The 23,346-nt window shown below is 61.6% G+C and carries 21 protein-coding genes; 5 read left to right on the top strand and 16 right to left on the bottom strand.

What is annotated here, in order from left to right:
* Positions 1–5: 5 nt before the first annotated feature.
* Entirely contained in the window at positions 6–2,417 is a 2,412-nt protein-coding gene (locus tag EYF70_RS18870) for a DNA translocase FtsK (protein WP_131146787.1), read from the bottom strand.
* 364 nt (positions 2,418–2,781) lie between these two features.
* On the opposite strand from EYF70_RS18870, the gene trxB reads away from it, so the two are divergent.
* From trxB to EYF70_RS18885, 3 genes are all read left to right on the top strand, one after another.
* Positions 2,782–3,732, top strand: a complete 951-nt coding sequence (trxB, locus tag EYF70_RS18875; protein ID WP_131146788.1) for a thioredoxin-disulfide reductase — start codon at positions 2,782–2,784, stop codon at positions 3,730–3,732.
* 14 nt (positions 3,733–3,746) lie between these two features.
* Positions 3,747–4,454, top strand: a complete 708-nt coding sequence (locus EYF70_RS18880) for a Smr/MutS family protein (protein WP_131146789.1) — start codon at positions 3,747–3,749, stop codon at positions 4,452–4,454.
* Between the two features lie 129 nt (positions 4,455–4,583).
* Entirely contained in the window at positions 4,584–5,210 is a 627-nt protein-coding gene (locus tag EYF70_RS18885) for a trimeric intracellular cation channel family protein (RefSeq protein ID WP_131146790.1), read from the top strand.
* Between the two features lie 180 nt (positions 5,211–5,390).
* Here the strand turns inward: EYF70_RS18885 and EYF70_RS18890 are convergent, their stop codons facing one another.
* Positions 5,391–5,729, bottom strand: a complete 339-nt coding sequence (locus tag EYF70_RS18890; RefSeq protein WP_131146791.1) for a P-II family nitrogen regulator — start codon at positions 5,727–5,729, stop codon at positions 5,391–5,393.
* Positions 5,730–5,802: 73 nt separating this feature from the next.
* Positions 5,803–7,854, bottom strand: a complete 2,052-nt coding sequence (locus EYF70_RS18895) for an NAD(+) synthase (RefSeq protein WP_131146792.1) — start codon at positions 7,852–7,854, stop codon at positions 5,803–5,805.
* 180 nt (positions 7,855–8,034) lie between these two features.
* Here EYF70_RS18895 and EYF70_RS18900 point away from each other — a divergent pair, with 180 nt between their 5' ends.
* A complete protein-coding gene (locus EYF70_RS18900) occupies positions 8,035–9,177 on the top strand; it encodes a GNAT family N-acetyltransferase (RefSeq protein WP_131146793.1) in 1,143 nt (380 codons plus the stop codon).
* 79 nt (positions 9,178–9,256) lie between these two features.
* Here the strand turns inward: EYF70_RS18900 and EYF70_RS18905 are convergent, their stop codons facing one another.
* The 4 genes from EYF70_RS18905 to EYF70_RS31390 form a co-directional block, all read right to left on the bottom strand.
* On the bottom strand, positions 9,257–9,556 hold the full coding sequence (locus EYF70_RS18905; RefSeq protein WP_131146794.1) for a hypothetical protein: 300 nt from the start codon (positions 9,554–9,556) through the stop codon (positions 9,257–9,259).
* A 300-nt stretch (positions 9,557–9,856) separates the two neighbouring features.
* Positions 9,857–12,976, bottom strand: a complete 3,120-nt coding sequence (locus EYF70_RS18910) for a TonB-dependent receptor (protein WP_131146795.1) — start codon at positions 12,974–12,976, stop codon at positions 9,857–9,859.
* Positions 12,977–13,241: 265 nt separating this feature from the next.
* Positions 13,242–14,378 carry a serine hydrolase domain-containing protein gene (locus tag EYF70_RS18915; protein WP_131146796.1) on the bottom strand — a complete coding sequence of 379 codons (1,137 nt, stop codon included), beginning with the start codon at positions 14,376–14,378 and terminating at the stop codon, positions 13,242–13,244.
* Between the two features lie 9 nt (positions 14,379–14,387).
* The gene (locus EYF70_RS31390; RefSeq protein ID WP_218943699.1) at positions 14,388–14,846 is read right to left on the bottom strand and encodes a hypothetical protein; all 459 of its coding nucleotides are present in this window, start codon (positions 14,844–14,846) and stop codon (positions 14,388–14,390) included.
* Positions 14,847–15,028: 182 nt separating this feature from the next.
* Between EYF70_RS31390 and EYF70_RS18925 the strand changes: the two genes are divergently transcribed.
* The gene (locus tag EYF70_RS18925) at positions 15,029–15,511 is read left to right on the top strand and encodes a GNAT family N-acetyltransferase (protein WP_131146797.1); all 483 of its coding nucleotides are present in this window, start codon (positions 15,029–15,031) and stop codon (positions 15,509–15,511) included.
* A 58-nt stretch (positions 15,512–15,569) separates the two neighbouring features.
* On the opposite strand, the gene EYF70_RS18930 is transcribed toward EYF70_RS18925, so the two are convergent.
* The 9 genes from EYF70_RS18930 to EYF70_RS18970 all read right to left on the bottom strand — a co-directional run bounded on the left by EYF70_RS18930 (position 15,570) and on the right by EYF70_RS18970 (position 23,305).
* Positions 15,570–16,178, bottom strand: coding sequence for a hypothetical protein (locus tag EYF70_RS18930; RefSeq protein WP_131146798.1), 609 nt, complete (start codon positions 16,176–16,178; stop codon positions 15,570–15,572).
* Positions 16,175–16,879, bottom strand: coding sequence for a hypothetical protein (locus tag EYF70_RS18935; RefSeq protein ID WP_131146799.1), 705 nt, complete (start codon positions 16,877–16,879; stop codon positions 16,175–16,177). Before EYF70_RS18935 ends, EYF70_RS18930 begins: the two co-directional genes overlap by 4 nt.
* Before the next feature lie 420 nt (positions 16,880–17,299).
* Complete coding sequence (locus EYF70_RS18940; RefSeq protein ID WP_131146800.1) at positions 17,300–17,761, bottom strand: hypothetical protein; 462 nt, start codon at positions 17,759–17,761, stop codon at positions 17,300–17,302.
* A gap of 254 nt (positions 17,762–18,015) precedes the next feature.
* Positions 18,016–18,438, bottom strand: coding sequence for an HD domain-containing protein (locus tag EYF70_RS18945; RefSeq protein ID WP_131146801.1), 423 nt, complete (start codon positions 18,436–18,438; stop codon positions 18,016–18,018).
* Between the two features lie 127 nt (positions 18,439–18,565).
* The gene (locus tag EYF70_RS18950) at positions 18,566–19,018 is read right to left on the bottom strand and encodes a hypothetical protein (RefSeq protein WP_131146802.1); all 453 of its coding nucleotides are present in this window, start codon (positions 19,016–19,018) and stop codon (positions 18,566–18,568) included.
* Positions 19,019–19,384: 366 nt separating this feature from the next.
* On the bottom strand, positions 19,385–19,840 hold the full coding sequence (locus EYF70_RS18955; RefSeq protein ID WP_131146803.1) for a DUF3304 domain-containing protein: 456 nt from the start codon (positions 19,838–19,840) through the stop codon (positions 19,385–19,387).
* Positions 19,841–20,186: 346 nt separating this feature from the next.
* Positions 20,187–20,741, bottom strand: coding sequence for a hypothetical protein (locus tag EYF70_RS18960; protein ID WP_131146804.1), 555 nt, complete (start codon positions 20,739–20,741; stop codon positions 20,187–20,189).
* Between the two features lie 179 nt (positions 20,742–20,920).
* Positions 20,921–22,474, bottom strand: coding sequence for a type VI secretion system Vgr family protein (locus EYF70_RS18965; RefSeq protein WP_307722059.1), 1,554 nt, complete (start codon positions 22,472–22,474; stop codon positions 20,921–20,923).
* A gap of 135 nt (positions 22,475–22,609) precedes the next feature.
* On the bottom strand, positions 22,610–23,305 hold the full coding sequence (locus EYF70_RS18970; RefSeq protein ID WP_131146805.1) for a hypothetical protein: 696 nt from the start codon (positions 23,303–23,305) through the stop codon (positions 22,610–22,612).
* Positions 23,306–23,346: the final 41 nt, after the last annotated feature.

Raw genomic sequence — 23,346 nt, forward strand, 5'->3', positions numbered from 1 at the left:
GTCCTTTATTCCGCGGAGGCGGCCGGCACGAGGATATCCCGGTTGCCGTTCGATTGCATGGCCGAGACCACGCCGCTCTGTTCCATCTGTTCCAGCAGGCGCGCCGCGCGGTTGTAGCCGATGCGCAGGTGGCGCTGCACCAGCGAGATCGAAGCGCGGCGGTTCTTCAGCACCACCTGCACGGCCTGGTCGTACATCGGGTCGGCCTCGCCGCCGCCCTCGCCGGCCATGGCGCCATCGGCACCGCCACCCTCGCCTTCCAGCGTGCCGCCTTCGAGGATGCCATCCACGTAGTTCGGTTCGCCCTGTTCCTTCAGGTGCGCCACCACGCGGTGCACTTCCTCGTCGGAGACGAAGGCGCCGTGCACGCGGACCGGCAATCCTGTCCCGGGTGGCATGTACAGCATGTCGCCCATGCCCAGCAGCGTTTCGGCGCCCATCTGGTCCAGGATCGTGCGCGAGTCGATCTTCGACGACACCTGGAACGCGATACGCGTCGGGATGTTCGCCTTGATCAGGCCCGTGATCACGTCCACAGATGGGCGCTGCGTGGCCAGGATCAAGTGCAGGCCGGCGGCACGCGCCTTTTGCGCGATCCGCGCGATCAGCTCTTCCACCTTTTTACCCACCACCATCATCAGGTCGGCCAGCTCGTCGATGATGATGACGATGGTCGGCAGCTTCTCCAGCGGTTCCGGCGAATCCGGCGTCAGCGAGAACGGGTTCGGGATGTGCTGTTCCTTCTTTTTCGCATCGGCGATCTTGGCGTTGTAGCCGGCCAGGTTACGCACGCCCAGCTTCGACATCAGCTTGTAGCGGCGCTCCATCTCGTTGACAGCCCAGTTCAGCGCATGGCCGGCCTGGCGCATGTCCGTGACCACCGGCGCGAGGAGGTGCGGGATGCCTTCGTAGACGGACATTTCCAGCATCTTCGGGTCGATCAGGATCATCCGCACATCGTGCGGATCGGCCTTGTACAGCAGCGACAGGATGGTGGCATTGATACCCACCGACTTACCGGAGCCGGTGGTACCGGCCACCAGCAGGTGCGGCATCTTCGCCAGGTCGGCCACCACCGGCTTGCCGGCGATGTCCTTGCCCAGTGCGACGGTGAGCGCCGAGGCGCTGTCGTTGTAGACCTTCGAGCCGAGGATCTCGGTCAGCCGCACGATCTGGCGCTTCAGGTTCGGCAGCTCGAGCGCCATGTAGTTCTTGCCCGGGATCGTTTCGACCACGCGGATCGACGTCAGCGACAGCGAGCGCGCCAGGTCGCGCGCCAGATTGACGATCTGGCTGCCCTTCACGCCGGTGGCGGGTTCGATTTCGTAGCGCGTGACCACCGGGCCGGGGTAGGCGGCGACGACCTTCGCTTCCACGCCGAAGTCGGACAGCTTCTTCTCGATCAGGCGGCTGGTGAATTCCAGCGTTTCGATGGACACCGTTTCCTGCGCGGGCGGCGGCTCGTCCAGCAGCGCCAGCGGCGGCAGGTCGGTGTTGTCGATATTCTGGAACAGCACCGGCCTTTCGCGCGGCAGTTCCGCCTCCGTGAACAGCGACGGCTGCTTTTCCTTCGAGACCCGCTCGGGCTTCTCCACCGGCTCGGCCTTCGGCACCACCACCATCTGCGGCTCCACCTTCAGCGGCAGGATCTCCGGGTGCTTTTCCTCGTGCTTGACGCGTTCCTTGACGACGACTTCCTCGCGCTTCATGGTGGCCGCCGCACCCTGCCGGCGGTCTTGCGCATCCTCGTAGCGCAGCATGATCCATTCGATCGCGGTCTCGATGCCGGCGCCGATGCGCTCGGCCACGGTCAGCCACGAGACGTGGAAGAACAGCGAAATGCCCATGCCCAGCAACAGCAGCAGGATCAGCGTGGCCCCCGTGAAGCCCAGCCCCACATGCGCCGCATGGCCGACCAGCTGGCCCAGCACGCCGCCGGGCGCGCGCGGCAGGTCGGCCGGCAGCGAATACATGCGCAGGTATTCCAGGCCCATGCTGCCCGTCAGCAGCAGCACGAAGCCGATCAGGCGGATGATGCCCTCATGGCTGTGCTCTTCGTCTTCTTCCTGCTCCAGCACGAACTTGTTGGTCAGCCGGCGATAGCCGCGCCACACGAAGCGCACCAGGTAGATGCAGAACCACCAGGCCGAGAAGCCGAAGATGTACAGCATCAGGTCGGACAGCCAGGCGCCGCCGCGGCCGCCCAGGTTCTTCACGTCCGGCACCACGCTGGCATGCGACCAGCCCGGATCGCCTTCGTGGTAGCTGGCCAGGATCAGGACGAAATACAGGCAGGCGAACACCAGCGCCAGCCAGCGTGCCTCCGAAAGCAGGCGCACCAGCCGGCTCGGCAACGGTTGTCTTTCGGTTGCCGTACGCCGGTAGGAATTGCTCGTCTGTTGCGTGGTTTTGCTCATTGCTGCTTCGATGAATGCTGTGCGGTGAGTGGGCGCAGGACGGTCAAGTCAGAAGTTGCGCCAGGGGAATTGTTTCTATTGCGCTTATTTTAAGGCATCCCGGCCTCTTCAGGCCTCCCGATTCAAGAAAGTGGGGGTTCGCATATAATCTCGCTTTTGTCGACCGGGCGACTGGACCGGACCACTTGTGCGATTCGGCAAGGCCTCCATATACGGTTGGTACCCTTATCCAGGACTGGTGTCCACAGTCGGCTTATTCATTGGCTAACATCGGTCGGCTAACATTGATTGGCTGACATCGATCGGCTGACATCGACCGGCTTGCATGCATCGCCTTATTTCCTAATTTCGCAGAGAAGCTTCCATGACCACTACCAAACACGCCCGCGTCCTGATCCTTGGCTCCGGTCCCGCCGGCTACAGCGCCGCGGTGTACGCCGCGCGTGCCAACCTGAAGCCGATGCTGATCACCGGCGTCGAACAGGGCGGCCAATTGATGACGACGACGGACGTGGAAAACTGGCCCGGCGATCCGCTGGGCGTGCAGGGTCCGGAGCTGATGCAGCGCCTGCTGCAGCACGCCGAGCGTTTCAATACCGAGATCGTGTTCGACCATATCCATACGACCAAGCTGGATGAAAAACCGTTCCGCCTGATCGGCGATGCCGGCGAATATACCTGCGACGCGCTGATCATCGCCACCGGCGCCTCCGCCCAGTATCTGGGCCTGCCGTCGGAAGAAGCGTACATGGGCCGCGGCGTGTCGGCCTGCGCCACCTGCGACGGCTTCTTCTACCGCGGCCAGGAAGTGGCCGTGATCGGCGGCGGCAATACCGCCGTCGAGGAAGCGCTGTACCTGTCGAACATCGCCAGCAAGGTCACGCTGATTCACCGCCGTGACAAATTCCGCGCCGAGCCGATCCTGGTCGACCGCCTGATGGCCAAGGTCGCCGAAGGCAAGATCGAGCTGAAGCTGAACAACAACCTGCATGAAGTGAATGGCGACGACAGCGGCGTGACGGGCCTGACGCTGCGCTCCAACGACGGCGAACAGTCGAAGATCACCGTGCACGGCCTGTTCGTGGCCATCGGCCACAAGCCCAACACGGGCATCTTCGAAGGCCAGCTGGAGATGCACAACGGCTACCTGAAGACGCGCGCCGGCACCGAAGGCATGGCCACCGCCACGTCCGTCCCGGGCGTGTTCGCCGCAGGCGACGTGCAGGACCACGTCTACCGCCAGGCGATCACCAGCGCCGGCACCGGCTGCATGGCCGCGCTGGATGCGCAGCGCTACCTGGAAGCGCAGGAGTAAGAAGGAGAATGCCCATGGCAGGCAGCCTGAAGGATTTCGCCGAGCTGAAGGCCCTGGCCCAGCAGCTGAAGGGCAAGGGCGAGGAGCGCGCCAGGCAGGAAGCCGAACGCGCGAAGGCCGAGGCCGAGCGCGTCGAGCGCGAAAAGCAGCGCGTAGCCGAGGCGAGCATCTTCCGCACCACGATGAAGGGCGTCAACAAGCTGCCCGAATCGAACCGCTACGTGCCGCAGTTGCCGAAACCGGTCATCACGCCGCCCGCGCCGCCCAAGCGCAAGCTGACGGCGTCCGAGCAGAAGGACGACGACGCGGCGGTGCTGCGCGAATCGCTGTCCGACCTGTTCGGCGTCGAGCACTACATGGAAGAAGAACCGTCGCTGAACTACCTCGCTCCCGGCGTGGGCAGCGACGTGATGAAGCGCCTGCGCAAGAACTACTGGCCGGTGCAGGATGAACTGGACCTGCACGGCCTGCGCCGGGACGACGCCCGTGAAACCCTGGCTTCCTTCCTGCACAAGGCGGTCCAGCGCAACCAGCGCTGCGTGTGCGTGATCCATGGCCGCGGCTTCGGCTCGCGCGGCGGCGAACCCGTCCTCAAGTCCATGGTGCACAGCTGGCTGGTGCAGACCGACGGCGTGATCGCCTTTTGCCAGGCCCAGGCTGCCGAGGGCGGCGAAGGCGCGCTGATCGTGCTGCTGCGGGCCGCGCTGCGGCCGGAACGGTAAGTCAGTGTTTCTCCAAAAATGGGGACGGACCCCATTTTTCAGGAAATGTTTCTTGAAAAATGGGGTACGTCCCCATTTTTTTGGCAATGTTTCTGTTAACCTGTGGGCACCATCACTTCCCCTGCCCGCATGAAAATCGTTCCTCACGTTTCCCTCGTCACCGTCATCGAAGTCATCGCGATCCTGGTCGGGGCGTTCTCCGGATTCGTCGAGGCGCGGCGCAAGCGGATGGATATCGTGGGGGTCATCATCGTGGCCTTCATCGCCGCGTTCGGCGGCGGCACGCTGCGCGACATCCTCCTCGACAAAAGACCCCTGTTCTGGGTGCAGCACCAGGAATACACGATCCTGCTGTTCGTGCTGGCCCTGGCCGTGGCGCCGTTCATGAAGCACCTGCGGCACATCGTGTCGGAGCGCCTGATCGTGGTGGCCGACGCGATGGGGCTCGGCCTGTTCGCCGTGGCCGGCGTGTCGCAGGCGCTGGCAGCGGACATGCCGGTCTTCATCGCGGCGATGATGGGCGTGATCACGGGGATCTTCGGCGGCGTGCTGCGCGACATCGTCTGCAACGAGGTGCCGATGGTATTCAGGGATGGCAAGCCGTACGCGATCTGCGCATTCTTCGGCTGCTGGCTGTACATCCTGCTGCAGCAGGTGGGCGTGACGGAGGATATCGCGCTGTGGTCGTCCGCGGCGACGATCACCGTGCTGCGGCTGGTGACGTGGAAGTTCGACTTGCGGGTGGGGCGACCGTAGGGGACGGCCAGAATGCAAAAACCGGGGTCAGGCTCCAATGCCGTTAAGCTAAGCTTTTCCCGGCATATTGAAAGTGCATGCATTTACCCCAACAGCTAAGGGCTGGGGTCAGACCCGCCGGGTCTGACCCCGGACTCTGCCGTTGGGGTGAACGCATGCACACCCCTATCGGCAGCTACATCAAACAGCGTCCGGCCCCGTCTCGCCGGTACGGATACGCACCACCTGCTCCACGTTCTGCACGAAAATCTTGCCGTCGCCGATCTTGCCGGTGCGGGCAGCCTTGATGACGGCATCGACCACCTGCTCGGCCACGCCGTCGTCGACCACCACTTCCACCTTCACCTTCGGCAGGAAGTCGACCACGTACTCGGCGCCCCGATACAGCTCGGTATGGCCCTTCTGGCGGCCGAAGCCCTTGACTTCGGTGACGGTCAGGCCCGTCACGTTCACTTCGGCCAGCGCCTCGCGCACTTCGTCGAGCTTGAAGGGCTTGATAATGGCGGTAATCTGTTTCATGGCATTCTCCTTATAAAAATTGTTGGGTCAGGCGCCGGACCCGGCTCCCGGTACGGGCATCAGGCAGCCGGCATCACGCATCCGGCACGGTCTTCAGGTTCTCCAGCCACACCACCGATTCCGCATCGCTCGGCGCGCGCCAGTCGCCCCGCGGCGACAGCGAACCGCCCGAGCCCACTTTCGGCGCGTTCGGCACGCAGGTGCGCTTGAACTGGCTCTGGAAGAAGCGGCGCAGGAAGATGCCGAGGTTGTGCTTGATGTCCTTCAGCGCATACTGGTTGCGCACCACGTGGGCGTCTTCCGGCCATGCGCCGGCCGAGCGGTCCTTCCACGCATGCAGCGCCAGGAATGCCACCTTGGCCGGCGCGAAGCCGAAGCGCAGCGTGTAGTACAGGTTGAAGTCCTGCAGTTCGTACGGGCCGATCACGCTCTGCGTGCTCTGTGCCGGCGCAGCGTCGTTGGCCTTGCCGGGCACCAGCTCCGGGCTGATCTCGGTATTGACCACGTCGAGCAGCACCTGCGAATCCGCTTCGCCGAACTGGCGGCTCTCGGCCACCCAGCGCACCAGGTGCGAGATCAGCGTCTTCGGCACGCTGGCGTTCACGTTGTAGTGCGACATATGGTCGCCCACGCCATACGTGCACCAGCCCAGCGCCAGCTCGGACAGGTCGCCGGTACCGATCACGATGCCGTTGTGGTGGTTCGCCAGCCGGAACAGGTGGTTGGTGCGCTCGCCCGCCTGCACGTTCTCGAACGTGACGTCGTATTCTTCCTTGCCCTCCGAGTACGGGTGGCCGATATCCTTCAGCATCTGGATGCAGCTGGGCCGGATGTCGATCTCGTGCGCCGTGCAGCCCACGAAATCCATCAGCTTGCGCGCCTGCTCCAGCGTGCGCGTGCTGGTGGCGAAGCCGGGCATCGTGTACGCCAGGATATTCGTGCGCGGCAGGTTCAGCCGGTCCATCGCCTTGGCGCACACCAGCAGCGCGTGCGTGGAATCGAGGCCGCCGGAAACGCCGATCACGACTTTCTTCATGCCGATGGCGCCCATCCGCTGCACCAGCGCCTGCACCTGGATGCTGTAGACCTCCATGCAGCGCTTGTCGCGCACGGCCGGATTGGCGGGCACGTACGGATAGCGCGCCACCGTGCGCTGCAGCGGCAGCGCATCCTGCACCGGCAGCTCGACGGCGAACTTGACGACGCGGAACGCCTCGACCTGCTGCGCATGGCGCCGCACCGAGTCGCCCCAGGTATTGGTGCGCATGCGGTCGCGCGACAGCCGCTCCAGGTCCACGTCCGCGAAGATCGTGTGCGAGTCGTCCTGGAAGCGCTCGGACTCGGCCAGCAGCTCGCCATTCTCGTAGATCAGCGCCTGGCCATCCCACGACAGGTCGGTGCTCGACTCGCCCCGCCCCGCCGACGAATACAGGTAGGCCGCCATGCACCGGCCGGACTGCTGGCCCACGAGCTGGTGGCGGTAATCCGATTTGCCCACCACGATGTTCGAGGCCGACAGGTTCACCAGCACCGTGGCGCCGGCCAGCGCCGCGTAGGACGATGGCGGGATCGGCACCCACACGTCCTCGCAGATCTCGGCGTGGAAGCGGAACAGCGGCAGGTTGGCGGCCTGGAACAGCAGGTCGGCGCCGAACGGCACGCGCTGGCCCAGCAGCTCGACTTCCGTGGCCACCGCATCGTCCGCGGAGCTGAACTGCCGCACCTCGTAGAACTCGTTATAGTTCGGCAGGTAGATCTTCGGCACCACGCCGAGGATGCGGCCGCCGTGCACCACCACCGCGCAATTGAACAGCCGGTGGTCGACCCGCAGCGGCATGCCGACGATCATCGTCACCGGGATCCGGATCGATGACTCGACGATCTTGCCCAGCGCGACCTGCACCGCGTCGAGCAGCGCGCGCTGGTGGAACAGGTCGTCGCACGTATAGGCCGACAGGCCCAGCTCGGGAAACGCCGCCAGCACGGCGCCCCTGGCGGCGACCTGCTCGGCCAGCGCGATGGTCTGCTGGGCGTTGTAGAGCGGATCGGCCACGCGGCAGCGCGGCACGGCCACGGCTACGCGGACGAAATCATGGGTGTACAGGTTGTGGAAGGATTGCGGCATGGGGCTTGTCTTCGCGTCGAATGCCGAAGATTTTAACATTGACCCCTCGGCAATGCCGCCGCGGTCCCGCACCCCTGCCCCGGCCGCCATGCCAGGCACGGAAATCGGCATGCCGCGTGCGCCGGTTTGCACCCGTCCTCGCGGCCGGCAACGCCCGCCGAACTCCCGTACAATGCCCCGATGAGCTTTCGAACCGCCGTCCTTTCTTCCCTGTCGCAGGCTGGCGAAGCCGCCTGGAACGCACTGCTCGCGCAACAGGACCCCGGCCGCGCGCCGAACCCTTTCCTGTCGTACGCCTTCCTCCATGCGCTGCACGAATCGGGCAGCGCCAGCGAGAAAACCGGCTGGCAGCCGCAATACCTGGCGCTGTGGGATGGCGACGAACTGGCCGCCGCGATGCCGCTGTACGTGAAATCCCATTCGTATGGCGAGTATGTGTTCGACTGGGCCTGGGCCGATGCGTATCACCGCAACGGCGTGGAGTACTACCCGAAGCTGCTGTCGGCGATTCCGTTTACGCCCGTGACGGGATCGCGGCTGATGGCGCGCACCGAGGAAGCCAGGGCGGCGCTCGTGGCGCTGCTGAGCGAGCAGCAGGAAGGCTCCGGCGTATCGTCTACCCACGTGCTGTACCCGCCGCAGGCGCAGGCCGATACGCTGCGCGACGCCGGCTTCCTGCTGCGCAGCGGCGTGCAATTCCACTGGCTCAACGAGCACTATGCGGACTTCGATGCCTTCCTGGCCTCGCTGGAGCACAAGAAGCGCAAGAACATCCGCGCCGAGCGGCGCAAGGTGCGCGAGGCCGGCGTGACGATGCGCCGCGTGCGCGGAGTGGATGCGACCGATGCCGACTGGCGCTTCTTCCACCGCTGCTACCGCAACACCTACGCGGAACACCACTCGTCGCCCTACCTGAACCTGGACTTCTTCCAGCGCATCGGCGCGGCCATGCCGCACAATATCCTGCTGGTCATCGCGGAGCGGGACGGCAGGCCGATCGCGTCATCGCTGCTGATCCACACGGAAGACACGCTGTACGGCCGCTACTGGGGCGCGCTGGAGCACGTGCCCTGCCTGCATTTCGAGACCGCCTATTACCAGCCGCTGGAATTCTGCATCGAACAGGGCATCGCCACCTTCGAGGGCGGCGCGCAGGGCGAGCACAAGATGGCGCGCGGCTTCCTGCCCACGCGCACCTGGTCGGCGCACTGGCTCGCGCATCCGGCCTTCGCCGATGCCGTCGAGCGCTTCCTGGAACGGGAAAGCGGCGGGATCGAAGCCTACATGGATGAGCTGAACGAGCGCAATCCGTTCAAGCTGTGAGGAGCACGCCGGTGCCCGCATTCGGGGCAGCATCCCTGTAGCGAGGCGCCGGTGCACCGGCGCGGTGCCCCACCGCGCCTCAGCGCAGCGAGACCTTGCGGTCGTCTACCCGTTCTTCGGGCACGGGCTGCGAGGCGGCTTGCCGGCTGGACCGCGCAACCGGCGCTGGCGTCTCTGGCGGCGGCTGGCGTGGCTCCACCGCCTTCACGGCCTTGCCATCGGCGCTGTCGGGCGCCGCCTCCGCCACGGCAAGCACGAACATCGACGGGGCGGCGGCAACGGCGAAACCAAGCGGGTTGGCGGCCATGGCGCTGGCGGCACCGAACCACCAGGCCAGCGCCAGCAGCGTACGCAACGGTGCATTGAAATGGTGAGCCATGGTCAACCTCCTGTGCTGTTCGCAGCGATGCAGCTTTGCGTTGCAAGAAGGGTGCCAGATGGCCAGATGGCTGGTGCCTGCCGCTGGTGCAGGTATTTCGGGAGTGCGTTCGCGCTACTGGTGTCGGACACCTGCGGTGTCGGACACCGGTCTCGGCAGCATACTGACCGTGCGTGGAGGAACCGGTGTCCGACACCAGTGCGCCAACGCTACGAGTGCATCACGTGCCGTGTTGGGTCTCCGGAAGCCGGTATCAGGAAGCGGTGATGACATGCATGCCATCACCGCGTCACAGAAACATCAGAACTTGTACGTCGCCCCCACGAAATAGCGCCGTCCCGACCAGGCCAGCTCGTTGCGCCGCGACGTCGAGCCGGCGTTCAGGAACTGGCCCTCGTCCGTCAGGTTCTTGCCTTCGACCGACAGCGTCAGGTTGTCGGTGGCGCGGAACTGCAGCTTGGCGTCCAGGAAGCCGGTCTTCTCGCCATACACTGGCAACTGGGCGTTCGCATCCACCGTGCCCGTGTAGTAGCCATCGCGGTAGTTGTAGGCCAGGCGCGCGTTCCACTTGCCCAGGTCATACCACACGCCCACGTTGTAGCTGTTGCGCGACAGGCCGGGGTATGGCAGCACCGAGTTGTCCAGCGGGTTGAACAGCTCGTTGCCGGGCGCGTACTTGAAGCTCATGCGGGTGTAGTTGGCATCGAGCCCCAGGCCGCTGAACAGGCCCGGCAGCATCGTCAGCGCCGTGCGTCCCGCCAGCTCCCAACCCTTCGTGGTGGTGCCGCGGCTGTTGATCGACGTCTTCACGTCCCACAGCACGCCGTCGTTGAACAGGTTCACGTTCGGCAGCGTCACGTCGTTCTGGATGTAGGTATTGATATCCTTGCGGAAGAAGGCCAGCGACAGCTGGCTGTCCACCGACGGATACCACTCCACGCTGGCGTCCTTGTTGGTGGCGCGGAACGGCTCCAGGTTCACGTTGCCGGCCGTGCAGTCGTCGGTGCCGCCATCGCCGCTGAAGATCGACTGGCCGCTGCCGGCGATGCAGCTGTAGTTCGGCGTCAGCTTGTCGATCGGCGGGCGCGACATCACCTTGCCCCAGCCGATGCGGGCCACCAGCTTGTCCGGCACCAGCCAGCCGGCCAGGTTGAAGCTCGGCAGCACATCGCTGTACTTGTTTTCCACCGTGATGATCCGGTTCGACTTGATGTCCTCGACGCGCACGCCGTTCGAATCGAGCCGGTAGGCGCGCGACGATTGCAGGCCCTTGGCGCGGGTGCGCGTGCCCGTATAGCGCACGCCCACGTTGCCGTCCCACTCGATACCGAACAGCTCATGCGCGAAGTCGGCCCGCACGTAGAAGGCGCGGATGCGCTCCTCGACGGCGAACTGCGGCGGCATCGGATAGCTCTTGCCGTCGTTGCCGATCGACTGCGTCAGCAGGTCGTGGTTGTAGCGCGACAGGTCGAAGTACTGCGTCGACTGGGCGAAGCTCGGCGCCATCCAGCCGTCCGGGTAGCCGGACAGGCCGCTATAGCCGTTCAGGAAACTGCCCGGCGTGTTGGTGCGGATCGCGTCGACCAGCGAAGCCATCTCGCCCGCCGTCACGTAGCGCGTGGTGTTGTTGGCGGTGAGGTTCGTGCCGGGGATGATGGCGCCATTGTTGCGCAGCACGCCGCTGGTGTTGCGCGGGTCGTGGATGATCTCGTGCAGCACTTCCGGGCTGCGCACGTACACGTCGTCCGCGGTGCTGTCGGGATTGTTGGGAACCAGGTAGCCGGTCCAGCGATACTGTTCGGCCGTGGCGCGGCGGCCCTGGCCACCGAACCAGATCGACTTCAGGAACGGCAAATCAGGCCGCCATTTCAGGTCGAGCTTGACCTGGTCTTCCGTGTTTTCCGTGAACGACGGCTGGTACTGCGAGCGGATACGGGTATAGGTGCTGCTGTCCTTCGGATCATAGCCGGCCGGGAAGGTGAACTTCGGCAGGCCCTGGTCGTCCAGCTTGACCTTCAGGCCAGGGATGTTGCCGGCCATCGAGATCAGGTTCGTGTGCAGCTCGTAGAACGAGTCGGACTTGGCCACCAGGCCATCGACCGACCACTGGCTGTTCTTCCAGTTGAAACCGGCCGACTTGTAGTTCGAATTGATGTTCAGCGCGAAATCGCGCGCCGCCGTATCGAAGTTGTACGAGGCGCCCTGCCCCGGCACGTTCTGGCACGTGCCGGCAGAGAACTCGGTCATGACGTGGTTCACGAAGGTCATGCCCGGCGGCGTCACGCCAGCGGCCGGGTTGGCGCACGTGGCGGTCGGCGAACCCGCCAGGATGTTGCCATCGGCGCCATAGGTGGGCGCCACGCCGCCGGTGGAGAAGCGGTGCAGCGAGCCGAAGTCCGTGGTGTAGTTGCGGTCGTTCAGCATCTGCTTCTGGTCGTTCTTGTTGTAGCGCGCCCAGACATCGAAGCCGTTGTTGATGCGGTACTGCGCCGTCAGCTCCGCGCTGGAGCGCTTGTGGTCGCGTGTCCAGATACCGTAGCGCGGCACGCCCGGCGAATAATCGTTCCACTGGCTTTCGCAGGCGGACTTGTTGGCGCCGGTGAGCGCGGCGCAGCCGGCCTTGTCGGCAACGGCGGCCGCCGCCGGATTCAGGCTGGTGTTGGTTTTCTCGGGCGACAAATCCCAGTCGCGGAAGTAGCGCCAGTTACTGTTGCGCGCATAGTCGTTCTGCGTCATGACCTTGTCGTACACCACGTTGGCCATCACGCCCAGCCGGCCGTTCAGGAACTTGTCGGCAAACAGGATGCTGCCACGCGGGTCGACGCCGCCGCGGTTGGTGCTGTGTTCCGCTTCCAGCTTGGTCACCAGCGTGCGCGTCTTGAAGTCCAGCGGCATGTTCGTCTTGATGCTCACCGTACCGCCGATGCCACCTTCGGTCTGGTCGGCCGTCACGCCCTTGGCCACGTCGATCGACTTGATCAGTTCCGCCGGCAGTTCGCGCAGCTCCGCGCCGCGGCCGGCGGTGCCATTCGTCGACAGCACGGACAGGCCATTGATCTCCACCCGATTCAGGTTGGCTTCCACGCCGCGGATGTTCACCTGCGAGCCCTCGCCGAAATCGCGCGACAGCTGCACGCCGGTCACGCGCGACAGCGCCTCGCCCACGTTCTTGTCGGGGAATTCGCCGATGTCTTCGGCCACGATCGAATCGACGATCGTGGAAGCGTTTTTCTTGCGGTCGATCGCCGACGCCACCGATGCCCGGGTACCGGAAACGACGACGACGTTGGAAGCCTGTTGGGCAGCGGGGGCCTGCTGGGCGCTGGCCGTTTCAAACGCCAGCAGGGACAGGGCGGTGGCGACAGCGGTGGCGCACACCGTGGGGCGGATACGGTCACGCGTGGAGCGGTTCGATGGCATGTTTCTGGTCTCCGGGATCTTATTATCAATATGAAAGGCAGTTGCCTCTCGATTCGATTCTAGAAGACCAGCACCGGCATTTGAGCGGTGTATTGGCAAACAGTCAGTGAGTTGAGTGATACAGGATGAAGAGTCGGCAGGCAGCAACAAGCTGAAATATCAGCTTGCCGACATGATTGACTTACGGTATGTGTTCACGTTACCACTACGGTTCCGCACGACGTTTCGATCAAGGTGTTGATCGTTGCGTGACGGCGCATGCCTCTCACCGCTTGCCATACTCCCAGTGCCACGGCATGCCGGTGTCGCCGAGCGCGGCGCGCACGATGGCGCTGAACGCCGGTTCGGCGCGCACGTCGTTCGACAGGATGACCACGCAGCGCCGCTGCACGCGCAGGCACACCAGCATATTGCCGGTGGAGTCGTTGTGGCCCCCCTTGAAGAAGCCCGGCCCTTGCGGCCCCGTGAACGTGACCAGCCCGAGCCCCGCCGACAGCCCGGCGATACGCGCTGCCTGGGGCGCCTCCGCCTGCAGCGTGGGGAACTGCGAGCGCGTGGTAATCGGCAGTTGCGGGCGCAGCATGTCGTCGTGCGCGGCCTTGCCCAGGACTTCGCCATCGACCAGCGCGGCGGCGAAGCGCGCCATGTCCATGATGGTGGTATCCATCGATCCCGCCGCGCGCACGCGGCTGCGCTCATCATGCGGTTCCGGCTTGCCGTCGATGGTCCAGCCATCGGCCAGGTTGCGCGCGAAGTCCGGCCGCCACCGCAGGCTCGTATCGCGCATGCCGAAGCGGTCGAACACGCGGCGCTGCAGTTCGGCGCCCACGTCCAGCTCGAGCCCCTGCTCCAGCGCGAACTGCAGCAGCATGATGCCTTCGCCGGAATACGCATAGCGGCTGCCCGGATCGAAGTGGATGCGCAGCTTGCCGTCCGGTTCCACGAAGGCGAAGTTGGCAAAGCCGGTCGAGTGGGTGAGCACCATGCGTGCCGTGACGCGACGCCAACGTTCGTCGCCGCGCAGGTCGCCCCATTTGCCATACGCCGGCAGATTACCGTAATCAGGCAGCGGCTTTGCCAGGTAATCGGCCAGCGGCCGGTCCAGCTCGAGCTTTCCTTCGCTGGCCAGTTGCGCCACGAGGTAGGCGAAAACCGTCTTCGTCAGCGAGGCGCCGTACATGATGGTGTGCGGTTCGAGCTTCGCCCCGGCTGCGTTGCGCTCGCCCCAGGTGCGGATGAAGGGAGGCTTGCCCGGCTCGATGACGGCAACGGCCAGACCGCGCGCGCCGGTGGCGCGCAGGACCGCCTGCACGGCTTTATCCACCGCATCCGGGAATGCCGGGGCGGCACGGGCGATGCTGGCCGTGAGCGCGAGCACGAGGCAGCCGAGGATCCTGTTCATGGGAGGGCCTTACGCGAGATGGCGATACAGCTGGACCACCGCCACGACGATGACGAAGCCAAGCACCCCGCGCCGCCACCACGTTCCCCATGCGATGCGGACGTTGCCTGGCCCGGGCGCATCAGCCGCATGCGGATCGGCCTTGTCGTCGGGGTGGATGTACACATCGTCGAGCGAACGATAGGTTTCGCCTTCGTCACCGCGCACGCGCGCGCCAAGGTAGCCCGCCAGCTCGATCATCAGAGCGACGAAAGGCTCGCTGGGATTTTTCGTCCACAATTCGCCATCGTCCAGCCATAGCGCCTCGCTGTCGTCGCCCAACCCGGGCTGGCCCAGGCACCACTCCTTCGCACCCGGGATGATTTCAAGCCGCCCCGCCATGGGCACGATGGCACTGCGCACTTCGTCCTCCGTGATCGGCTGCCGGACTCCTGCTTCGGTGCGCAGGATGGTGACGTGATAACCCACTTGACTTTCCCCTTGGCTTTCCGTTCAACGAGACATCGGCGACGCGATCCCGCAGCGCCCCATCGGCAACAGGCATGCATGGATCGATGACGCGCCCATGCGCTATGATCGTGCCATTCTAACAATCGCCCGCCTGGCCGGTCCATCGCCGGCCACGGGCTCGCAGAAATGGAGCTTTCGCGTTGAGTCTTCATGTCACCACCGCCACCGCCGGGCACGCGCCCATCGTCGCTTCCCTGATCACCGCGCTGACGCAGGAAATCTGCGACCGTACCAACGACCAGAGTCACTTCGACCACAACGAACCGCTGACCGCGCGGCTCTGCGCGCGCTGGATCGAGGAAGGCATTTATACCGTGCTGCTTGCGTACAGCGGCGAGCAGGCGGTAGGCGTGGTGACGATCGCCGAGAGCCATGCGCTGTATGCCGAAGGCAAGATCGGCATCATCCAGGAATGCTACGTGCTGCCGCAATACCGCAGCCAATCGGCCGGATCGGCGTTACTGGAGGCCGCGCTGGTACTGGCGCCGCAGCGTGGCTGGGCGTGCATGGAGCTGTGCACGCCGCCGCTGCCGGAGTTTGCCGGGGCGCTGCAGTTTTACGAACGGCACGCGTTCAGGGCGGTGGGCGGGAGGAAAATGCGCGTACGGTGCCGCGCGGGATAGTCGTAACGGTAAAGTCCGCAGGTCCGGACTCCACCAGCGCTGGCGAAGCCTGGCGGCTTCAGTTCATCGTCTGGCGGATCGCATCCAGGCGTTCGAACGCCGCTTCCTTGGCCCGCATATCGGCGCTGTGCAAGCCCCGGTAGATTTCCAGATAGGTGCTTTTGCCAACCGACTCCTTGGTAACGCCACACCCGCTCAACAGCCCGTTGACGGCATGAATCCGCGCCAGTTGCGTCGTTTCCGTACGAATCATCTTCTCGAATGCCGCCTTGACGCCATCCGTCAGCGGATCGACGGGCACGTAATACGCTGCGTTCGTCCTTGCCTCGCTATCGGCGCTGGACATGCCTTTGATGAAGACCGGGAGCACCGGTACGTCTGCCCCGAAGCGACAAAGGTTCCACGCCGCGGCGATCTCCGCCCGTGGACGCAGCCGCCCGCTTTCGAGTAAAGCTTTCACGGGTTCGATAGCCCGAAGTGAATCCGCGCGAAACAGGCCATGCACGCTTTCCTCGGAACCGCCCGCCTCGACCTTCTCCAGCAAGAACTCGAATGCCCTGGCTCTTTCATCACAGGACATCGCGGCAAAATAACTGTCATCCAGGCCATCCAGCCGCTCTTTATTGTGCATCTCGAAGAACCCGAGGAATCGTTGGTACGCATTCATGGTGTGGCGTGTGTTTGCTTGGAGTAGTCGGGATGGCGCCTCGTGGCGGCATCGTTTTTCGCTCGTTCCATCGATGCGGCGAAGGCTCCCGTGTCGGAATGCAAGGCATCCAGGATTTTCATGGCCTCCACCGTTGGGCCGCCCGGCCCCGTCATGCCCGCGAGGCAATTGGCCAGCCTGTGATCCAGCGTGAGCTCGACCAGCCCGTATTCTTTTTCCTGGGCCAGCCAGACCAGCGCTGTTTTCTTCATCGAAGGATCGCTATCGTGGAGGATCAGGTACCGGCAGAAATCCCAGAACACGGGACTTTTTCCTATCGCTCTCCGCAGATAGCCACCGACCGCATGACGCCGGCGCGCCCACGACGGATCGGCGCGCATGATTTCCGCCATCATCTTTGCCAGGTGCAATTCATCCCGGGTGGCCTCGTACAGCCAGTAGGGAACGAACACGAGCCCTGGCGCACCGACCGGCAAGTTTTCCAGGCGTGACCGAAGGCAGGACACATACTGCTCGCCCAGTAGCCATTGAAGGGGGGCCACTGCTGCTGCATCGCCGTCCGCCAGATCGGCAAAGAATGGCTCGACCAGCAGATGCCGCTGCTGGTCAGTCAGGGCATCGAAATCATCCCTGGCGAAGCCTTCCTTTTCAGTGGAATGCGCTGCGAGTTCGCGCAGTATCATGTCGGCCGCATCAACCATTGACGGCTCTCCTTCCCGACTGGCTTTCAGGATCGTGCCGTGTCATTTCTGCGGGGGTATGCATTCGGGGTAGTTCCCGCGCACGTACGTTTCGTCGACGACATTGGCGTACCGTTCATTTTGTTCCCAATAGGCCGCGCAGGCTGTACAACGATGAAGCCTGGCGTGTAAAGCCAGGTTCACGGCCAGCTCAGGCGGGTGCTTTCCGCTAGTCCATTGGTGGCGGCAGACGGGGCAGCCTTGCGATCTCCACTCTTTCATCGTCGAAGTCTCATTGAATATACACGTCGATTCTTTCAACGTCTGGGCAAGGTAGTAGTGCGCAGCGCCCCGCGCCACCGCGTATCACGGCAGACATCTGCCCGTGGAGCCTGAAAGAGTCGCTGGCGTGGGCGAAACCCGGCCGGAGAAAGTACGCCATCACTGTTTCGATTGCCCGGCAAGTGCGATGCCTTTCTCGGTCGGCCTCGGATAATGACGCGACGGTATCAGCTCCACTGTCGCGTCCGGGTAGATATGGACGCCGAGGTAGCGCGCGCCCTCCAGCCCGCCGTCCAATAAAGCGGAGTTCTTTGCATGAATCGTCTCACCATTTCCAGGCGCGCCAGCCGGCCCATCCAATACCCAAGTCACCTTCTTGATGCCTGTCGCAAGCGCAACACCGGAGATGGCGCTGCCCCCGGTCTCCGGGTAGGGATCGAGGCTGCGGCTAGCCTTGCCATCAATCGACGCATTGTATAGTGGCCGGCCGAGGTAATTGAAATACACGATATCGAGAGTTACTGTCGTTCGGGGAAAATTACATCCAAGTAGAAAGTAAGCAGGAGACGCGGCAAGGAGGATCGCAGCAATGCGAGAAATTATGTATCGAAGAGTTTTCATCGACGCTTTTCACGAAGAGATGCGAAATACTCGGCACCGGTCGGTACCCGTCCTCAGCTCTAGTTAAGAAGTGAGTCACGCCGCTAATGGCATACCTCGGTTTCACAGATGAGCACAGCGAGACTTTAATGCAAAAAATCGGGGAATCCTAGGCTATCCCGCCTCTGCTATGCCCTTGCTTCGGGGTACGTGACAACTCTCAGCGAGATCCAAGCTTTCCAAAGACGGCAATGGCGTCAGGAAACCTAGCTGCATCACTCATCGCGCAAACGGTTCAGTGCCGCCACATATCGCTTTATCCTCGCCAGATCACTTTCATCTACCGTTCGCAAGCGTGAGCAGTCCAGATTATCGATCAGATCGGCCATTTTTACACGCCGTGCCAGGTGGTTGGTCATCACCCTGGAAATGAACTCCTCATACTGTTCCCCATGCTTTTTCGTGAGGCATTGCAATGCGGCAATGATCTCATCGGAAAAGCCATGACGCTGAAGGTCACACATCGTGACGTTCGTGTCTTCCACTACATCGTGCAGTACGGCGGCAATCTGTTCACTTTCAGTCACGCATCGCTGCATGACCCGTAATGGGTGCGATATGTAAGGCGCACCTGCCTTATCGAACTGTCCTGCATGCGCTTCTATTGCGATGGAAATCGCTTTCTGCAGAGTAGACACGCTTACCCCATTTTTTCTAAAACATCGGTTTGATCAAAGCTCGTCGAGCAGGAATAATCTCATCACCATTTCGCTTTGCATTCCACGCTCCGGTTTGGCTCCAACCCAACCTCACAGGATTGAATGGTCAATTCTTAGTAGTTAACTTGCACGAGGTATCGTCGTCACTGCCCGTATGGTGGAAGATGACCGGTTTTCGGTTCTTCGCGCTGGTATAGCGTACGTATCGTCCTTGTCTATGACCGGCGCCGGTTTGAATAAACTTGTACTCCCCGGCCACTCTATTGCCCAAGATCTCTATTCTGGTGTCCTCATAATTTCCCAGATCTGGAGAGTCGGTGTCTGTATCCAAGTGCCTTGAAAATACTAGCGGGATGATCTCTTTCGTATGGTTGTACTGTACGAATGAGCCTACCTCCTTCTTCAGTTCCATGTCCACGTAGCGGCGGAATATGAGACGGACGATTTTCCCGTCATTACTCGGCGTTACGCGGACGTAGCATTCCGTTTCGGCCAGTATTTCAGCTCGCGCGGCCGCGGCGCCAAACATGGCGGCAGCGAGAACAATATGCTTTATCATTCTGCTCCTGTATATTTATTGCTTGTCGAGAGAATCTGCGTGATGTGCGCAGCGTACGGCCCAGTGCCACGCTTACACGTCTGCTAACGCATTTTCTCCAGCTTTTCCGTATGCATCAACTTTCCGCAGAGCCGTATCTAAAATCGGCCCGCCGACTCTACTGGGGTTATACATACACTGCTTGATAGGGGTCCCTACAAGGCAGCAGGATGAGAGGCCAATGGTGGATCGATATGCTCGCGTAAGGCAACACGCTATTGCCGCACGCATATGATCCCCCTATTTGCCGACGTTGATCACATACTGCTCATGGCAAGAAGAATTTTGCTGGCTGTAGCAAGTATCATCCTAATTTGGCTAAATTACTTACTCTGCTTCAGGAGGTGGTGCAATAGGATGCTTCGGCGAGCTCCCGGCCCAATTTGTTACAACAATTCGCACTTCATCATCTTGGAAAAAGTGCAGATAAAGACTTCCGGGCTTATCATATTGCTGGACTTTAACAAGCTTCTCCCTCCACACGTGTTTGGTACCTTCCGGCATGTCCCATCGCACCAGGAACTCCAGTTTCGGATTCCACTTATCTGGTAACGTTACACAGCAGATATTTGCTACCCCAGGATTGTATTTATCAGAATGCCCCCCGCCACTGTCACCGACCATGGTTGCATAAATGTACCGTCCAGTATGGTTTACTATTCCGACTTGTGCACCATAGGTGCCTGTCGAATCACTTTGTGCGTCCGCACATGCACACACCGTCGAAAAGAAAACGAACACAGCGATATATTTCATCATATCATTCCGTTTCGAGAAAATCATAAAATTTTCCCGCCTGCAGAACTCCAAAACTCATCCGATAGACAACTCACGCCAGACATATGGTCCGAAGAATACTTCGGCATGTTGGGCAGAAGTCAAAGCCGGCTGTGCAGGAAGCAAAACATCGTTTTCAAGGCTTCCTCTTCATTATTTCTTTAAGTTCCTCTTCCGAACTTTTCAGCCCTTCTGCATAATCAAACTTTAGGTGTTCCAGATACGCTGGATCATCTGATCCTTTGAAACTGGCGATTTCCTTCTTATTATACCTCACAGCCAAGCTCCAAGCTGCTACATACGGATAAAAAGCAGGTGCACAAACCGCAGACACTTGCGGGATCCCGTGCCTTCATGGAATTGCTGGCTGACATAAGTTGACATAATTGGCCAGGTTTAATGGAAGAGGCGTTACCTTCAATGTTGGATGACTTCCTGGGCGCCCAACATTCTGTATTGGCGCAACCTCACGTGTAAACATATAAAAAGTAGTCGCTTGATGTACAGCAACCATGCGGTCACCCTGAATTAATATTTTCGCAAATATTCTGGAGCAATCAGAAACATCCGCCGTGTATACAGTAGTTACGCTATCAAGCTCGAACTGCAACCGATCCTTAAAGTATTTCCTGACCTCAGCCAAGCTTATCTTCTGACGTAACAAACTTTGGAAAATCCTTGAGGAATCATAGGGTTCGGCCTTTACAGTTGTGGCGCACGAAGGTGATACGGAAAGCTTCCCATCGATAATTTGTACACTTCCAACGTGAAAGGGCTCGATAAGATTAGTATCACCAAAATATTCCTTAGCTCCGACATATTTCCAAGTGCTATTCGCCGAGGCAGCTTGTGCTATTGCCCCGAGAGCAAAATTACTTACAAGCAATAAAACGAAAAACTTTCTCATCTCTCTTACCTTAGTGAGTCGAATCATATACGCTGTGCCTTAACATCTGCATTTCCGATTTTCGCCTCGTCACTGGACCCTTCGTGCAACCATTAGTAATATCAGCGAACTCATCGCATCCGCCAGAATAATCTTTGACATTAGTCTTAGCTACCAGTTTTGGAAATTTTCTAAAGCCGCTAGTATGCATCAAACGCCAGGTTGCCCTGCGCGGAAATACCGTGGTCGATCGCCGGCTTGAACAGCGCGGCGCCATCAGTACTGGTAACCGCTTCGCCGCCCGGTGTCAGCGCAACGCCGCCCTCGCCCTGGCCGTTGTACACCGCGCCCACGATGATCGGCCGGTCGATGTCGTTTTCCATGAACTGCACGACCACTTCCTGGCCGATGCGCGGCAGGAACTGGCTGCCGATCCCGCCGCCGGCCAATCGCTGCGCCACGCGCACCCAGCAGGTGGCGTCGCCGCTATCCTGCCAGTGGTAGCGGATGCGCACGCGGCCCAGCGCGTCGCAATACAGTTCGTCGGAGCCGGACAGCGCCTCGCCGCCATCGGCGCCGACGACGATCGCGGTCTGCGCGCCGTGCGCGGTCGGCTTCGGATGCGCGCGGCCGTCGCTGCCCGGCAGTACGGGGCGCCAGATCACGTCGCTGGCCACCGCTTCGAAGCAGTTGGCGTAGCCGGCCTTGCGGGCCTGCGCGATGGCCAGGTCGAAGTCGGATGGCAGGTCACGCGCCATTTCCTGCAACAGCTCGGGGATGGGGCCGAACAGTTCGGCCAGCGCTTCGGTCGCCTTCGACGGCAGGTTGTTCACGCCCACGCTGACCACGCGCAGGATCGTGTAGCCGGCCGCTTCGCCCAGGCGCTGCAGCGGTGCGCCGGTGACGGTCAATTTCGTGCCGGCGCGTAACGTGCGCACTGTCGAGCGGCCCCGCCACAGCTGGCTGCGCGCCTCGCGCGCCTGCATCTGCAGGTCGGCCCAGCGTTGCGCCTGGCCGCTATCCGCGTGCGCGTACTGGCCGGGGGTGTCGAACGATTCGAGCGGCGGCAGTTTGGCGCCGTTCGACAGCCACGATGGCGACGTCGCCGCCACGGCCTTCTTCGACTTGTAGTCGTAGCTCAGCGTCGTGCTGCTGGACGGGCCCACGCTGCGCATCGAGGCCAGTGCCTGCACGGTGTCGCTCTGCTCGCGCGAGTGGGCGCCGTGGAAGCGTATGCCCATGCCCGCGCTGGACGGATCGTCCGGCACGCCGCTCGTACTGCTGCTGTCGGCGAATAGTACCATCGATGGACCGTCTTCTCCCTGCTCGAAGCGCCAGGCCAGGCCTTCCTCGGCCAGCAGGCGCTCGACGAAGGCCAGGTCGGTCTCGCGGTACTGGCAGCAGTAGCTGCGTGGTGTCGCTGCCTCCATGAACGGCATGACTTCGTCGCTCCAGCGCCAGCGCGCGGCCGCGCCGTGATCGCCGAATACCGCGTCGACGATGTCCGTCATGCTCATGTCTTGCCACACGCGGCTGTTGCGCGCGTGCGCCAGGCGCCAGATCCAGTGGGAGATACGCACGCGGTAGCGCGCCAGGCCGCCTTCGCTGCCCAGCTGCGCGAACTCGCTGATCTCGCGGGGGAAGCTGGCGCGCGTGCCGTCGGCCAGGCTGACCTGCAGGCTGGCCGGCTGGCCAGCAGCGAAGGCAGCTCGACAAACGCGCTGGTGGAAACGGCGATTACATCGCGCGCCCACGCCCTGCACCAGGTCAGGCGATTATCTTTCAACGGCTAATTTTGCGTGAATCGTCTTCCCAGCATACCGCAACATGACTGACGCGCCGAAGTTTGCGTCGGTGATAAGTAGACCACAGCGCAGAATTCCGATTATTCACCTTTTAATTATATACTCTTTCATACAATTGGAATTGGTTTGAGTAAATTCGGGAGAAAGCACTAATCTCTTACCGTCAACCCAAACCGAATAAGGCGTATTCTTCAGATAAAACTCACAATCCTCGTTACTGCTGATGCCTTCCGCCTCACTGTCGGCGATCATTTGCTCTATCGATTCCTCGTCAAGCTCTACCTTACCTTCATAACTAGCCTTGGTAACCGCAGCAGACACAAACCTCTTTATCAAACTCTCCGCCGGAATTAATGCGCCGTTTAACCTTGAAAATACCATGGGAACCTTCTCGATATCAGGAGAGCCAGCGCAAACAGTAGACCTTTCGAAAACAATGCTTATATAATCCTCTGAAACCAAAATTCTTTTAAACTTAAGGTGAAAACCCCAAGGATGACCTTCGGCATAAGAACCACAGAGCTTCACCTCGCGTGGCATATTTTTCTCTTTTTCCAAGAGGTGTGCATTAATCCTATCAATAATCTTAGGCTGCAAACCTTCAATGGTGATAATTTTAAGAGTTTCAACGGATACACTTGATGTCGGGCGGCTTACACCTAGGTTTTTTGCTTTACCTAAGACGAACTTGACTGAGGGAGGAGCTGCATTGTCAAGAGCCGTTGAATGCTGTGACACTACGCCCAAGCACATGGCGATAAAGAAACGAATCACTTTCATAAAGGATAGGGGTTTTTACTAGCGGTAGGTTCGATCATAGA

Source organism: Pseudoduganella albidiflava (assembly GCF_004322755.1).
Taxonomy (GTDB): Bacteria; Pseudomonadota; Gammaproteobacteria; order Burkholderiales; family Burkholderiaceae_D; genus Rugamonas; species Rugamonas albidiflava.

Bases quoted from the DNA above. Each gene is read 5' to 3' on its own strand.
- EYF70_RS18950 (WP_131146802.1), bottom strand. From the start codon at position 19,018: ATGATAAAGCATATTGTTCTCGCTGCCGCCATGTTTGGCGCCGCGGCC.
- EYF70_RS18900 (WP_131146793.1), top strand. From the start codon at position 8,035: ATGAGCTTTCGAACCGCCGTCCTTTCTTCCCTGTCGCAGGCTGGCGAA.
- EYF70_RS18895 (WP_131146792.1), bottom strand. From the start codon at position 7,854: ATGCCGCAATCCTTCCACAACCTGTACACCCATGATTTCGTCCGCGTA.
- EYF70_RS18960 (WP_131146804.1), bottom strand. From the start codon at position 20,741: ATGAGAAAGTTTTTCGTTTTATTGCTTGTAAGTAATTTTGCTCTCGGG.
- EYF70_RS18880 (WP_131146789.1), top strand. From the start codon at position 3,747: ATGGCAGGCAGCCTGAAGGATTTCGCCGAGCTGAAGGCCCTGGCCCAG.
- EYF70_RS18910 (WP_131146795.1), bottom strand. From the start codon at position 12,976: ATGCCATCGAACCGCTCCACGCGTGACCGTATCCGCCCCACGGTGTGC.
- EYF70_RS18915 (WP_131146796.1), bottom strand. From the start codon at position 14,378: ATGAACAGGATCCTCGGCTGCCTCGTGCTCGCGCTCACGGCCAGCATC.
- EYF70_RS18935 (WP_131146799.1), bottom strand. From the start codon at position 16,879: ATGGTTGATGCGGCCGACATGATACTGCGCGAACTCGCAGCGCATTCC.
- EYF70_RS18885 (WP_131146790.1), top strand. From the start codon at position 4,584: ATGAAAATCGTTCCTCACGTTTCCCTCGTCACCGTCATCGAAGTCATC.
- EYF70_RS18970 (WP_131146805.1), bottom strand. From the start codon at position 23,305: ATGAAAGTGATTCGTTTCTTTATCGCCATGTGCTTGGGCGTAGTGTCA.
- EYF70_RS18930 (WP_131146798.1), bottom strand. From the start codon at position 16,178: ATGAATGCGTACCAACGATTCCTCGGGTTCTTCGAGATGCACAATAAA.
- EYF70_RS18870 (WP_131146787.1), bottom strand. From the start codon at position 2,417: ATGAGCAAAACCACGCAACAGACGAGCAATTCCTACCGGCGTACGGCA.
- EYF70_RS18940 (WP_131146800.1), bottom strand. From the start codon at position 17,761: ATGAAAACTCTTCGATACATAATTTCTCGCATTGCTGCGATCCTCCTT.
- trxB (WP_131146788.1), top strand. From the start codon at position 2,782: ATGACCACTACCAAACACGCCCGCGTCCTGATCCTTGGCTCCGGTCCC.
- EYF70_RS18905 (WP_131146794.1), bottom strand. From the start codon at position 9,556: ATGGCTCACCATTTCAATGCACCGTTGCGTACGCTGCTGGCGCTGGCC.
- EYF70_RS18890 (WP_131146791.1), bottom strand. From the start codon at position 5,729: ATGAAACAGATTACCGCCATTATCAAGCCCTTCAAGCTCGACGAAGTG.
- EYF70_RS18955 (WP_131146803.1), bottom strand. From the start codon at position 19,840: ATGATTTTCTCGAAACGGAATGATATGATGAAATATATCGCTGTGTTC.